The sequence below is a fragment of the Candidatus Methylomicrobium oryzae genome (genome assembly GCF_016745425.1).
GTDB classification, from domain to species: Bacteria; Pseudomonadota; Gammaproteobacteria; order Methylococcales; family Methylomonadaceae; genus Methylomicrobium; species Methylomicrobium oryzae.
Map to the genome: position 1 here is coordinate 53,774 of NZ_JAERVK010000004.1, position 14,942 is coordinate 68,715.

A 14,942-nucleotide genomic window follows, 5' to 3' on the forward strand; every position below is an offset into this window, starting at 1 on the left:
GCAGGAATAAAAAGATCACATCTGATGCCTTTCGGAACCCGGTTGCTCGACGACGGCCGAGTGAATTTTCGCCTGTGGGCTCCCGGAGCGGATAAAGTTGAGCTATGCCTGCAGGGCGATGCGCCCGAAGTCAGGCTGCACATGGCCGCCGAAGACGAAGGCTGGTACGGCATTACGACCGAACTGGCCGGTACCGGATTTTATTACCAGTACCTGATCGATGGTAAACATCATGTGCCGGATCCCGGCTCCCGCTATCAGCCTCAGGACGTGCACGGTTCGAGCCAAGTAATCGACCCCGCGGCCTGGCAATGGCAGGACCACCACTGGAAGGGCCGGACCTGGGAAAGCGCGGTGTTCTATCAACTGCATGTCGGGACTTTTTCCGGAGAAGGCAATTTTGCCGGGGTCAGGAAACAGCTGGATTATCTGATCGATCTGGGCGTCACCGCGATTCAGCTGATGCCGATCGCCGATTTTTTCGGCCGGCGCAACTGGGGCTATGACGGAGTGCTGCCGTTCGCGCCGGCGAGCTGCTACGGAACGCCCGACGAACTGAAAGAGCTGGTCGACGCCGCGCACGCGAAAGGCCTGATGATTTTCAACGATGTGGTTTATAACCATTTCGGGCCCGAAGGGAATTATCTCCGCCTTTACGCGCCGGAGTTCTTTACCCCGGACCATGATACCTCCTGGGGCGATGCGATCAATTTCGGGCAAAGCCACTGGGTACGCCAGTACTTTATCCACAATGCCCTGTATTGGCTCGAAGAATACCATTTCGACGGCTTGCGTTTCGATGCCGCACACAGCATTTTCGATTCCAGAAAACCCCACTTTCTGGAGGAACTGGCCGATGCGGTCCGCCAGGGGCCGGGCTACGACCGCCATGTCTACCTGATCCTGGAAAACGACAACAATGCCGGCCATTATCTAAGGCGCGGCAAGAACAACCCGACCCAGTATTTCGATGCCCAGTGGAACGACGACATGCATCATGTCTTGCACGTGCTGCTGACCGGGGAAACCTTCGGATTCTACCGGGACTACCGCGACCAAGCGATGCATCTGCTGGGGCGGTGCCTGACGCAGGGGTTCGCCTATCAGGGAGAAACCTCGCCCTATCGGGCCGGGCTAGCCCGGGGCGAGCCCAGCCCGGATCTGCCGCTCACCGCCTTCATCTCTTTCCTGCAGAATCATGACCAGATCGGCAACCGGCCGCAAGGCCGGCGGATTACCGAACTCTGCCCGGCCGAAGCCGTGCGCGCGGCAACCGCGATCGTTTTGCTGGCGCCCTCGATCCCGCTGCTGTTCATGGGCGAGGAATGGGCATGCACGCAGCCTTTCCCTTATTTTGTCGATTTTCCGGAGGAACTCGGCCGGCAAGTGGCGGAAGGGCGCCGGCAGGAATTTGCCGATTTTCCGGAGTTCGGAGGCGAAACGGCGCCCAGCGCCAGCGCCCTGCCTTCGCCGAATGTGCTGTCAACCTATCAGTCGGCGATCCTGCGCTGGGAAGAAATCACGCTGCTGCCGCACCGGCAATGGCTGGATTTTCACCGGGAATTGCTGCGCATCCGTAAGCGTGAAATCATCCCAAGACTGCACGGCGTCACCGGAAAACAGGCCGGTTACCGGCTGATCGCCGACCGTTCCATACAGGTGCAGTGGCAGTTGAACGGCGGCGCGATGCTGACGTTGACCGCCAACCTGGGCGCTACCGAGGCGGAAGCGGAATGCCCTACCGCCGGCAGAGTGCTGTATGCCACTCCCGGCGAGCTGCCGGAAACGCTGCGGCAAGGGAAATTACCGCCGTGGTCGATTCTGTTCTGCCTGGAGGAACCTGATGATGATCGAGTCGACAGCCGGCTATCCGCTTCCCCGCGAAAGTGAGGAGCATACCGCCGAATCCGCGCTTCTGCGCCAAAAAGCGGCGATTCCGGTATCGACTTACCGCCTGCAATTGAATAAAGATTTTACGTTTGCGAAAGCAACCCGGCTGGTGCCGTATTTGCGCCGCCTCGGCATCAGCCATTGTTACGTATCGCCTTACCTGAAGGCCCGCCCCGGCAGCGCACACGGCTACGATATTGTCGACCACAGCGAAATCAACCCGGAAATCGGCAGCGCCGAAGCGTTCGACCGGTTCGTCGCCGAACTGCAGCGCCACGGCATGGGCCTGATCGCCGACATCGTGCCGAATCACATGGGCGTGATGGGCAGCGACAATCTCTGGTGGCAGGACATACTGGAGAACGGCCAAGCTTCCGGCTATGCCGATTTTTTCGACATCGAATGGCATCCCGTCAACCAGGCGCTGCAGAACAAGCTGCTGATTCCGGTGCTCGGCGGCCTGTACGGCGAGATCCTGGAACAGCAGCAACTGACGCTGGAATTCGACGCCACCCTCGGCGAATTCGGCATTTACTATTTCCAGCACCGTTTTCCGATCGATCCGCAGACTTATCCGCTGATCCTGAACTCGCAGCACGAGCAGTTGACGAAGGCTTTCGCGCCGGACGACCCGGTGTTTCCGGAATACCAGACCCTCGACAACAGTTTCAGCAAACTGCCGCTGCGCACCGAAACCACGGAAGAGAAAAAAGAAGAACGCCGGCGGGACAAGGAAGTTTTCAAGAAACACCTCGCCCGGCTCTGCGCGGACAATCCGCCGATCCTGCGCTTCATCGCCTACCGCGTAGCGGAAATCAACCGGAACGGCGGCGAGAGCAGCGAAATGCACGCCCTTCTGGAAAAACAGGTTTACCGCCTGGCTTACTGGCGCGTAGCCGGGGACGAAATCAATTACCGCCGGTTCTTCGATATCAACGATCTGGCCGGGTTGCGCATCGAAGACGAAAAAGTGTTCGATGCCACCCATCAATTGATTCTGTCCCAGCTCGGGCAGGGCAAGATTCAAGGGCTCCGGATCGATCATGCGGACGGACTGTACGATCCGGTCGCCTATTACGAACGCCTGAATAAAAAGATGGCGGCCATCCTCTTGAATATCGAAACCGAACCGAAAGACATGCCCCCGGTTTATGTGGTGGCCGAAAAAATCGTCGCCAATTACGAATACCTGTCCAGCGACTGGCCGATTCACGGCACCACCGGCTACGAGTTCGCCAATATCGTGAACGGCGTGTTCATCGACAACAATGCACAAGCGCAACTGACGCGTTGTTACGGCCGTTTCGCCCGAAAGCGCCAGGATTTCGGCGAATTGGTCTATCAGTCCAAAAAACTGGTGATGAAGACGCTGATGGGAGGCGAATTGAATGTACTTGCCAACCAGCTCAGTAAAATTGCCAATGCGAACCCGAAAACCCGCGATTACACGCTGAACGCCCTGCGCGAAGCCTTATCGGAAATGATCGCCTGCTTTCCGGTCTACCGGACCTATATCAACAGCAACAGCATCGGCAAAAAGGACAGCCAGTACATCAACTGGGCAATTGAGCAGGCCAAGCAGCGCAGCCGCGCCGCCGACAAGACCGTGTTCGAGTTCATCCGGAACATCCTGCTCCTGGAACAACATTCGCCGGTTTCGGAAAGGGAGCGGCTCAAGTTCGCGATGAAGCTGCAGCAATACACCGCGCCGGTCATGGCGAAAGGCTATGAGGATACCGCCTGCTACCGTTACAACCGGCTCATTTCGGTGAATGAGGTGGGCGGCGATCCGGGCCATCTGGGCTATTCGGTGAATGCCTTCCATTACTTCAACCAGGAACGGCTCAAAAAATGGCCGCACAGCATGCTGTCGCTGTCCACGCACGACAGCAAACACAGCGCCGACATGCGCGCCCGGATCAATGTGCTGAGCGAGATACCGCGGCAATGGCAGGAAGCCGTGCTGCGCTGGCGGAAGCTGACCAAACAGCCCAAATCGAAAGCGGGCCGGAACGCGCTCGTCTGGGACGATGAATATCTGTTCTACCAGGTGCTGATCGGAACCTGGCCGCTGACGCCCATGGACGATACGGCGCTGAAGGATTACCGGGAACGCATCCGGGCCTATATGATCAAGGCGGTCCGCGAAGCGAAGCTTTACACGTCCTGGATCGACCCGAACGAGAATTATGAGCAGGCCGTCGACGCGTTCGTTTGCCGCTGCCTGGACACCAACGCCAATCCGATGTTTTTACGGGAATTTACCGAATTCGAAAAACGGATTCGAACGCCCGGCCTGTTGAACACCCTTGCGCAATCGGTGCTGCAGTTGACCTCGCCCGGCGTGCCCGACATTTACCAGGGCAGCGAACTCTGGCAATTTAGCCTGGTCGATCCGGACAACCGGCGCCCGCTCGATTTCGACCGGCACCATCAGGCGATGGAACAACTGGATGCGATGCTGGCCGAACCCGGCCAGAACCGCCTTCAGCTGCTGCGTTCCCTGTTCTCCGTCATGGAAGACGGGCGCATCAAGCTGTTCGTCATGATGCAGACTCTGCGTTTTCGGCTGCGCCATGCCGCGCTGTTTCAAACCGGCGACTACCTGAAAATCAATATCCAGGGCAACGGCGCCGAGCGTCTCTTGGCGTTCGCCAGAAAAGACCAGAACCATTTCGTGATTATCGTGGTTCCCCGCCTGATCGCCGCTTTATATATCGACAAAAGCGATCCGCCGGGCGATTTTTGGAACGACACCCGGCTGGAACTGCCGCCGGCGGCACCCGAGGAATACCGGGATCTGTTCGGCCAATGCCGGGCCGAGACAATAAGGGCCGAAGATCAGCTTCAGCTTTGCCTGCCTCCCTCTTTCGGTTTGTTTCCGTTTGCGATTATGTCGCCCTCTTCTGAGCCGGCGCCATAAAACCGAACATCGGCCTCAAGCAAAAAGCCATTACCGCGCTTCGGCAAAATGGATCGATCACCCCCACTCTGTCTGATTTTCCTGAGAAATATTCTTTGACAGCCAATAGGCCATGGATCAATATTGATGTCTGGTATTCAGAAAAACTGAAAGCTTCCGTCCGGCCTTGATTAAGGGAACAATTGATCTCGTTTCGCTCAATGCCGAAAAACTCACTATGTCATCCTGCAGGATGAAAACTCAAATGCGGCCAAAAAGTCATCGTGAACAAAACCCAATCTTCATCCAATAACCATTCGGATACTTCCCCTAAATCTCCCGAAAATACGGCCGGATCTTTCAAAATTGTCGGAATCGGCGCCTCCGCCGGCGGTCTGGAAGCTTTCGAGGAATTCTTCCAGCATATGCCGGCCGACAGCGGCCTCGCCTTTGTGCTGGTGCCGCATCTCGACCCGAGCCACGCCAGCCTGCTGACCGAAATCCTGCAGCGCTCGACCAGCATGCCGGTCGTCGAAGTGCAGGACCAAATGCCGGTTGCCCCCGACAAGGTGTACGTGATTCCGCCCAACCGGGACATGGAAATTTTTCACCGTAAAATCCAGCTCAGCATCCCGAATGTGCCGCGCGGGAAGCGCCTGCCGATCGACGCCTTTCTGCGCTCGCTGGCCGAGGACCAGAAAGAAAACGCGGTCGGGATCATCCTGTCCGGGACCGGCACCGACGGCACCTTAGGGTGCCGCGCGATACTCGGCGCGGGCGGCATGACTTACGTGCAGAAGCCCGACACGGCGCGTTACGACGGCATGCCGTCCAGCGTGATCCAGACCGGCTATGCGGCGCGGGTATTGCCTGTCGATAAAATGCCCGATGCGCTGATCGCCGAGTCCGAACACATCCGGATCACCGAGGCCGAAAAACCCGCCGCCGAAGGCGAACCGGCGGCCTCGCGCCCCAAACCGGAAAGCGGCATGATGCGTATTCTGCTGCTGCTCCGCTCGATTACCGGCCACGACTTTTCCTTGTACAAGGAAAGCACGATCGGCCGCCGCATCGAGCGCTGCATGCTGCAGAACGACATTAAGGATACCGATACCTATATCCGCTACCTCAAGGAAAAACCGGACGAAGTCCACACCCTGTTCAAGGAACTGCTGATCAATGTAACCAGTTTTTTCCGCGATCCGGAAGCGTTTGCGATCCTGGAAGAAACCATACTGCCGCAGTTGTGCAAGGATAAACCGGAAGGCGCTATTTTCCGGGTCTGGGTCGCCGGGTGCGCCACCGGCGAGGAAGCCTACTCGATTGCGATCGTCTTGCGCGAACTGATGGACAAGCTCCAGAAAGAGCTTAAGGTCCAGATTTACAGCACCGACCTGGACGAAGATGCGATTGTAATCGCCCGCACCGGCCTTTATCCGCCCAACATCGCCCAGGATGTCACGCCGGAACGGCTGCGCCGTTTTTTTTTAAAAGAAGACAACGGTTACCGGGTCAAAAAGGAGATCCGGGAAATGATCGTGTTCGCGGTGCAAAACGTGATCAAGGATCCGCCGTTCACCAAACTCGACCTCTTATGCTGCCGCAATCTGCTGATTTACCTGAAGCCGGAACTTCAGGACAGGCTGATACCGGCGTTTCATTATGCGCTCAAGCCGGAGGGCGTGCTGTTCCTGTCGCCTTCGGAAAGCATCGGCAGTCATAACGAACTCTTCAAAGTGCTGAACCGCAAGTGGAAGCTCTATCGCGCCGTGCATTCCTTAACCTCCGCCCGGACCATGATGGCGCAAGGGATATCCTGGGGACTGGGAAACGTTACAAAAACCTCCGACGAAAACATGAAGACGATCAGGGAATTCAACATTGCCGAGCTGACACGGCGCATGCTGGTGCAGTTTTTCGCGCCCGTTTCGGTGATCGCCGACCATAAAGGCGACATCCTGTTCATTCACGGCGAAACCGGCAAATATCTGCGCCCTGCCCCCGGCCAGCCCTCGCACAACATCATCGAGATGGCCCGCGAAGGGTTGGGGATGGAGCTGCGCACCGCGATCCACGTGGCAGCCAATGAGAAAGTACAAGTTTTGAACCGGCAGATAGAAGTCAGAACCAACGGCGGTTTCTCCCCGATCAGCCTGTCGGTGCGCCCTATTTCCAACCCGGACGCCAACCAGAATCTGCTGCTGATCAGCTTTGAGGATGTCACCGTCGATCTCGCCAAACCGGTACGCAAACGCACCACCAAACCCGGCGAACAGGGACGCATCGAAGAACTGGAGCGGGCACTGGAGCAGTTGAAAACCAGCTATCGCGCCAGTATCGAAGAACAGCAGGCGTCCAACGAGGAACTCAAGTCCGCCAACGAAGAAATGCAGTCCACCAACGAGGAATTGCAATCGACCAACGAGGAACTGGAAACCTCGAAGGAAGAGTTGCAGTCGGTCAACGAAGAACTGGTCACCGTCAACTCGGAGCTTCAGGCCAAAATCGAGCAGCTGGCCGGCATGCAGAACGACATGAAAAACCTGCTGGACAACATCAACGTCGGGATCATTTTTCTCGACCGGAACCTGATCATCCGGCGCTTCACGCGCGAAGCGGTGCGGATTTACCGGCTGGTGCCTTCGGACGTAGGCCGGCCTTTGAACGACATCAAATCGGCCATCAACGGCGACGACCTTCACCATGCGGCGCAAGCCGTGCTCGAATCGCTGATCCCTTACGAGCGCGAGCTGTACATCGGCGACAATACCTGGATGATGGCGCGCATCCAGCCCTACCGGACGCTGGACAATATCATCGACGGGGTGGTGCTGACCTTTACCGACATTACTTCGCGCGTGAAGGAGATCGCGTCGCAGGACGCGCTGGTGCGGGCCGAAAGCATCGTCAGCCTCGTACACCAGCCTCTTCTGGTACTCACCGAAGCGCTAAAGGTCGTATCGGCCAGCCAGGCGTTCTACAGGGAATTCGGATTGGCTCCCGAGGAGACGATCGGCAAGGAAATCTTTCAATTGAAGGCGGGCCTCTCCGATTTTACCGAGCTTCGCCGCCTGCTGGAGAATGTATTAGCGAACGAGCAGCCCATTAAAGGATTTAAGCTGGAACGCGAAATTCCCGGCATCGGCCGCCGCAGGCTGGAGATCAACGCCAGCCGGATCATGGGCAAGATCAATATGCCGCAGATGATTCTGCTGTCGCTGGAAATCAATCCCTGACGAATCCTAACCGCCTGCAAAACTCAGGCAGTGGAGTTCAAAGCCAGCTTTGAACCATGCCCTTATACATAAATGCGGATTAAGCGTTAAAGGCTGTTACGCTGTGAAAGCAGCCTAATAAAATCCCCCCTGCCCCCCTTTTTCAAAGGGGGGGGCGCCAGTCTGTAATCTGTAATCTGTAATCTGTAATCTGTAATCTGTAATCTGTAGTCTGTAATCTGTAGTCTGTAGTCTGTAGTCTGTAGTCTGTAGGATGGGTAGAGGCGATAGCCGAAACCCATCGTGGATAGCTATAGCGTACTTCGTATTGATGAGTTTCGCTTCGCTCTACCCCTCCCTTGCTGAGTTGTGATCAAAAGACAGGTTATAAACCGCTGTCCCACTCAGTTGAGCATTGACCACGTCGACAAAATAACGTTTGACAGGGCTGTCGCTTCCCCTCTTTGAAAAAGGGGGGCAGGGGGGATTTGCTTTGCAAATAGTTAATGAAGCAACGCAGGGAGCAGTTGCCGACGACTACAGGGATGCCACCACTAAAGGGTGGTCTATGGACAGAGAGAGGTACGAGCCCAAGGAAGGGCGAGGTAGATCGCGTCGGGAACAAGCGATCGAGGGCAACGCAGGGAGCAGTTGCCGAATCCAGCCCCAAGGACGGCAAGCTTCGAGCTATTCGTGCAGTATGGGCTATCCGAGGTGCATAACGGAGCGTTAAAGCTACCGAACAATAAATCTAAAACTAATCCACATTATTCGATTACCCGTTCGAATACCGAAAAAAAGCTCTATCAAATAAAGCTTATTCAGCGGCACGGCTTTAACGCGTCCCCTTCCCCACACGGATAGTTATTCTATCCATTCCTTATCATTAATCCTTCTTTCTTGCGCGTTTACAATTATTTTTTTTACTGTAAAGTAAGATGCACCGAGAATTAACGAATATATTAATTAAATTTTCCAAATTAAAACAAAGATTTTTATGTCGTTTTTAAACCGCTTTATTTAAGAAAAATAATTCAGGCTTATTATCTGCTGTTTTAAATGTAGTAATTCGATGATTTTCAACCATGCGCGAGGTAGAAAAAATGGCTTCCAGAAATGCTAAAGTCACAAAGGACGACGCTTCGGTAGAACTAGAATCAACTCCGGATCAAGAAGGGCCGGAGCAAGAGCAAATTCTCTCCGTCTATCAAGAAGCCCCGGAAATGGATTTCGACCGAGAAGCCAGAATTGCCCAGCTGGCTTATTACAAAGCGGAACAAAGAGGATTCGAGCCGGGTCATGAATTGGAAGACTGGTACTCTGCCGAACAGGAAATTAATGTTTCGCCAGGCTAGCACTCAATATCCGAATAAAATGTAAAGCTCGCCTGCAAGTAAAATAATTAATTTGCGAACAATGATTATTTTATCAACAAAATTAGTGATATCAGAATGAATAGAAATATGACATCCCTATCTTTCATCATGATTTACTATTTTATTAAAAAGATTCAAGCGCCGTTCATTGCATTCGAATTATCTCTCGAATAAAACGATACCGTTAAGTTAATAGAAATTCCATCTTTCCGGAAATAAGGGAATAAGAAAGGCTGCGTTAGCTTAACGGTATTAAGGATTTTTCCGAATATAAAAAACCCGGTCATCTTAATGACGAATTGTCGATTAAGCCCCTTAACCCCGTATTCCACTTCGCCGCCGCTGGTTGGCAGAGAGGCCATTTTATTATGCTTGCATATGACTCCAATCCACAACAGAATTCCCTGCTCAATGCGCTGCCCCGGCACACCCAGGAGCGGCTGTCGCCGATGCTGGAACTGATCCAGATCAAACAGGGCCAGGTGCTTTACGAGTTGAATCATCCGCTTTTTTACGTGTATTTTCCCACCACTTCGGTTATTTCCCTGCTGAATCTGCTGGAGAACGGCACTTCCGCCGAAATTGCCGGCGTCGGCAACGAAGGCATGCTGGGCGTATCCCTGTTCATGAGCGGCGAACCGATGCATAACCTGGCGGTCGTACAAAGCGCCGGCCATGCCTATCGCCTGAAAGGCAGCATCCTCCGGCAGGAGCTCAACCGGTCGGGCGGCCGGCGCGACGGCATGCTGCAAAAATTATTGCTGCACTATACCCAGGCTCTGTTTACTCAAACCGCTCAGACTGCGGTCTGCAACCGCCATCATTCGATAGAACAGCAACTGTGCCGCTATCTGCTCTCGACCCTCGATAGGCTCCCGTCGAAAGAACTGGCGATGACCCAGGAACTGATCGCGAACATGCTCGGGGTCAGGCGCGAGGGGATTACCGAAGCCGCCGGCAAACTCCAGAAAAAAGGCTTAATCAACTACAGCCGCGGCCACATCACCATCCTCGACAGGCCGGGGCTGGAAAACCAGGCCTGCGAGTGTTACAAAATAGTGAAACAGGAATTCAAGCGCTTATTGACTCGCTATTACCCCCAAGTTTCTTCCGATTTTATCTCGCCTCCCCGCACCGTCCATAAAGTCATGCCGGCCCGTTATATTCATAAATGACCGCAACGGTTCGCGCCTTTGAACGGGCTATTTCTATTCCACGGTGACCGATTTCGCAAGGTTTCTCGGCTGATCGATATCGGTGCCTTTCAAAGCCGCGACATGATAAGACAACAGTTGTAAAGGGATATTGTAAACGGCGGGCGAGAGATGGTTTTCGACCTGCGGCACCTTGATAATTTTGAGGTTGCCGGCCTCAACCGCCGACGAGAGCCGTTCATCCATGAACACGATCAGTTGCCCGTCCCGGGCACTCACCTCCTCCATATTCGCTTTCAGTTTTTCGAGCATGTGATCGTTCGGCGCGACCGTAACAACCGGCATCCTCGAATCGATCAGCGCCAGGGGGCCATGTTTCAGCTCACCCGCCGGATAGGCCTCGGCATGGATATAGGAGATTTCCTTCAGCTTCAGAGCGCCCTCCAGCGCGATCGGGTAATGGCTTCCCCGGCCTAAAAACAACGCATGCTGTTTCTCGGTGAACTGTCTCGCCAAGTTTCTGATTTCGTCATTCAATTGCAGAACTTTTTCGATTTCGGCCGGCAGATTGAACAATTCGGCGGTAATTTGGCGTTCGAGCGCCTCGGATAGCCCGAACCGCCTTCCGAGCGCGATGGCCAGCAGCATCGATACGGTCAGCTGCGCAGTAAAGGCTTTGGTCGAGGCAACCCCGATTTCGGGACCCGCTCGGGTCATCAATACCGCGTCGGCCTCTCTGGCCAGCGAGCTTTCGGCCACATTGCAGATCGCCAGCGAATATTTCGCCCCCAGTTTCTTGGCTTCCTGAAGCGCCGCCAGCGTATCCGCAGTTTCGCCGGATTGCGAAATGGCTACGACCAGTGTGTCCGGACCCAGTATCGGCTCCCGGTAACGAAATTCGCTGGCGATTTCGACGCTGCAGGGAATTCTGGCCAGCCTTTCAAGCCAATAGCGGGCGACCAGACCGGCATGGTAACTGGTGCCGCAGGCCACGATCTGCACGGCTTTGACGGCATCGAATATTTCGGCGGCACGGCGTCCGAAAGCGCTTTCCTGCAGCCGGTTATCCACGAATCTGCCCTGCAGGGTGCGCGAGACCGCAAAAGGCTGCTCGAAGATTTCCTTCAGCATGAAATGGCGGTATTCGCCTTTTTCGATCAAGTCGACCGTTAATAAGCTATCCTTTACCGGCCGTATCACTTTCCGGTCATTCCTGTCGTAAATCGTTACGCCGCTCTGACGGATCGCCGCAATATCGCCGTTTTCCAGAAAGATGAAGCGCTGCGTGACCGGGAGCAACGCGGCCACATCGGAGGCGATGAAATATTCGCCGGCTCCGATCCCGATAATCAGGGGGCTGCCTTGCCGACAGGCGACCAGAAGGCCTGGCTCGTCATTGCTCATGATGCCCAGGGCATAAGTTCCCTCAAGTTTGGGAATGGACCGCTTGACGGCATTCAAGAGCCCGTCCGTATGCTGTAAGGCGTCGAAAATCTCGTTCACGATCACTTCAGTATCGGTTTCCGAAGCAAACGCATAGCCGTTTTTCAGCTGCTGCTCCTGCAGTTGCCGGTAATTTTCGATAATGCCGTTATGCACGACGGCGATCTTGTTCCGGCAAATATGCGGATGCGCATTCTCGGGACTCGGTTTGCCGTGAGTGGCCCAGCGGGTATGCGCGATGCCGGTACAACCGGAAATCGGGTCTTCATCCAGGAGATCCTGAAGATTCCTGACTTTACCCTGCATGCGCTTACAGCGTATCCCCTGCTCGCCGATAACGGCCAAACCGGCCGAATCATAACCCCGGTATTCCAGCTTTTTTAGTCCGTCCATTAAAATGGGCACTAAATCACGCTTGACTACACCGCCTACAATTCCACACATCCGTACCCTCCTTTCCGGTGCTGCTAGGGAAATATGGCTATTGAATCGCCAGGCCTAGCTGCCGATCAAATAAATCAATCGAGCCCGTACCGGCCTGTATCGGCCCGCCGGAAACCTGCGTTGAATATTACATAATCTGCGTAAACGAATAAGCTGATTCGACTGCATTTTATCCGTCAGAGCCCGCCATCCCCCACAGTCGATTGCCGGTTTCCGTCGTACCGGCGATTCGTTAAAAAATACCGCCATTCCGGCATAGGCACAGGGCACAAGAGAAATGCCGAAACCAGCCGCCTCGCTGGCAAGTCCGATCATATCCCTATGAACTGGATCCGGATCCACCCCTCAATTGCCCTAACTTCCGCATCCCTACAGATTCCTAAAAATCCCCCTTGTGCCCTGTGCCTATGCAAGTATGACAATAAATCGAATTACGGGAGTTGCCCTACAGCACGCTTTTTAATGCAATGCGATAGATAAGTATTTTATTCACTTTTTTTATAGAATAATTATTAATTTAAATGTAATCGGTACGCTAACGCACATAATTACATCCAACCCGATTTGGCGAAATAAGCTTCTTCAGTTCCATAATCATCGAAATATTCTTTATCGGAAAGACGATTAGCCGAATCGGCAGCGGAAACCGCATACCGATTTGCCGAATAACTTTTTTCATGGCCAGGCTTTTGGTTTCTTTTAAAATTCCGATTTATCTCCAACGTGCCATTGCCTTTCAGATAGCCCACTATTCTAGGCTGAGCGTGTTTTTTAGGTCCGCTATAATATCCTTTATAAGGGTCGTTCAACACGTTGCCTTCTACAATAAAAATACTGTTTTGCTTGGCAGGCTCATTTAAAAAATTACCCAGATATCTTCTCAAATTCCCCCCGATAAATACTACTTTCATTCTTCTTTTCGGGACCCATACCAGTTGGTAGCCTCCATGCACGCGCTCGGAGATAGTTCTATATCTATTCATAGCATTCCTTTATATTGAAGTTCCGCTTGTATAAACAAGCGGAACAAAAAAGAATCGTTTTTGCAGCGCATTACTGAGTCCTTGGGGAATAAAGTAGCGGTAGCGTTACAGGAAGTCGGTACGGTTCCGCACATAAAGAAATTAATTGCAGCACATTCTCCGGCATGAAACGGCAAAGTAGCTCCGTAGGGTACGCTGTGCGTACCTTGGGAGGTGAAAAGGTACGCACAGCGTACCCTACCGCGGGTCGTCCCCCTACTCTGCGGTTCGTGAACGCGGGACGCGGGAATCATGAGGGATGTTAAGATTAACCCCATCCTAAAGAGCTGAACCTTTCCTCAGGCCGTCTTTCAAATGAGGATGGGTTTTTTGGAGAGAATCAATGCCATCCATAAACAAAAATTCATACTCGGCCATTCCGTTCGTTATTTTCGGCATTATTCTGATCAGCGCGTTCTTTTTGAAATACTTCGAACCCCGGTTGCCGGAAGTTTTGCAGAAATGGGCGGAGCATATGTCGATCGCGCTGATCGTCGCGGTAATTATAGGACTGACGTACGAATATACCTCGCATCTGTTCCGGGAAGAGATTCTGAGAAACCTTCTACACGAGAGCCAGGAACAGGTTTACCAGGCATTAAAAGCCTACAGCGTATTGACTCCGGATGAAGTTTTTCATTTGTTAAAGGAAATCGCCAGCCAGATTAATCAAACGCCTACGCTTTTTTATCCGGCGCGGCCGGATGGAAATGAATATACGTTTACCGAGAGCCTCGAATTTTTCGATACGCTTGTCAAAATGCGCCCGAAGGAAACGGTGAAAATACTCAGCACCTGGATAGAACCGAAAAGCCACAAGAACTTGAAGTATCTTGCCAGCGATTTCATCGGCAAATATCAGCTTTCCGAAATTGCCGAAGAACTTCGACGGCAGGCCGAACCGATCCTGCATGCAGGCGATTTGACGGACGACAACCGGGGATGGGTGCTGAACTACATCTGGGCGTATTCCCGCTGCGAGAAGCCCATCTATAAGCTGCTCGGGGAAATCATGCGCGCAACCACGGATCACGAAATAGAAAAATGGATCCTTTTTCTTCCGATTCAGATGCCGTCCATCGAATTTGCCAATATGATCAACACTTATCTCGAACGGGAAGCGCCGATTGCCGAAGATAACCTGTTATTGGTCATTCAAGCGGTCGCCTCGCTGCACCGCGCGCAGGTCGTCGACGGCATCGCGATGCTGAAAAAGTTTCCGGACCGCTTCGGACCTCATAATCAGGAAGACGTGGAGCGAATCTGGCGGAATTACGCACTGGTTCCTGAAGAGTTGAAAAGCATTTTTTTGCCGGCGGATACGCCATCCAATCCGTGATTCGCAACACGAACTCCCCACAAGGGCATCATAGGATGGAGGATGGGCCGGCAATTCCCGCGATGCTCGTCCATGTCGTCAAGGAAACTCTGAACAAGCCGTAAAATACCCCTCTCTCAGAGGGCAATACCGTTAAATGCCCGATGGTGGATGCGCT

The 14,942-nt window shown here is 53.7% G+C and carries 8 protein-coding genes; 6 read left to right on the forward strand and 2 right to left on the reverse strand.

The annotated features are described in order from the left end of the window. Positions 1–24 precede the first annotated feature (24 nt). The 5 genes from treZ to JJL52_RS05355 all read left to right on the forward strand — a co-directional run bounded on the left by treZ (position 25) and on the right by JJL52_RS05355 (position 10,558). Positions 25–1,890: a malto-oligosyltrehalose trehalohydrolase gene (treZ, locus tag JJL52_RS05335; protein WP_236994070.1), complete on the forward strand. Its 1,866-nt coding sequence runs from the start codon at positions 25–27 to the stop codon at positions 1,888–1,890. After that, on the forward strand, positions 1,847–4,813 hold the full coding sequence (treY, locus tag JJL52_RS05340; protein ID WP_236994071.1) for a malto-oligosyltrehalose synthase: 2,967 nt from the start codon (positions 1,847–1,849) through the stop codon (positions 4,811–4,813). Before treZ ends, treY begins: the two co-directional genes overlap by 44 nt. A 263-nt stretch (positions 4,814–5,076) precedes the next feature. After that, complete coding sequence (locus JJL52_RS21650; protein WP_202051375.1) at positions 5,077–8,028, forward strand: chemotaxis protein CheB; 2,952 nt, start codon at positions 5,077–5,079, stop codon at positions 8,026–8,028. Positions 8,029–9,092: 1,064 nt separating this feature from the next. After that, complete coding sequence (locus JJL52_RS05350) at positions 9,093–9,362, forward strand: DUF2934 domain-containing protein (RefSeq protein WP_236994072.1); 270 nt, start codon at positions 9,093–9,095, stop codon at positions 9,360–9,362. Between the two features lie 389 nt (positions 9,363–9,751). After that, positions 9,752–10,558: a Crp/Fnr family transcriptional regulator gene (locus JJL52_RS05355; protein ID WP_202051376.1), complete on the forward strand. Its 807-nt coding sequence runs from the start codon at positions 9,752–9,754 to the stop codon at positions 10,556–10,558. Between the two features lie 33 nt (positions 10,559–10,591). Here the strand turns inward: JJL52_RS05355 and glmS are convergent, their stop codons facing one another. Together glmS and JJL52_RS05365 are read right to left on the reverse strand one after the other, a co-directional pair. Continuing rightward, entirely contained in the window at positions 10,592–12,424 is a 1,833-nt protein-coding gene (gene glmS, locus JJL52_RS05360; protein ID WP_202051377.1) for a glutamine--fructose-6-phosphate transaminase (isomerizing), read from the reverse strand. Positions 12,425–12,972: 548 nt separating this feature from the next. After that, positions 12,973–13,407 carry a transposase gene (locus tag JJL52_RS05365; protein WP_272901712.1) on the reverse strand — a complete coding sequence of 145 codons (435 nt, stop codon included), beginning with the start codon at positions 13,405–13,407 and terminating at the stop codon, positions 12,973–12,975. A gap of 382 nt (positions 13,408–13,789) precedes the next feature. On the opposite strand from JJL52_RS05365, the gene JJL52_RS05370 reads away from it, so the two are divergent. Continuing rightward, complete coding sequence (locus tag JJL52_RS05370) at positions 13,790–14,785, forward strand: SPX domain-containing protein (RefSeq protein WP_202051379.1); 996 nt, start codon at positions 13,790–13,792, stop codon at positions 14,783–14,785. Positions 14,786–14,942 lie beyond the last annotated feature (157 nt).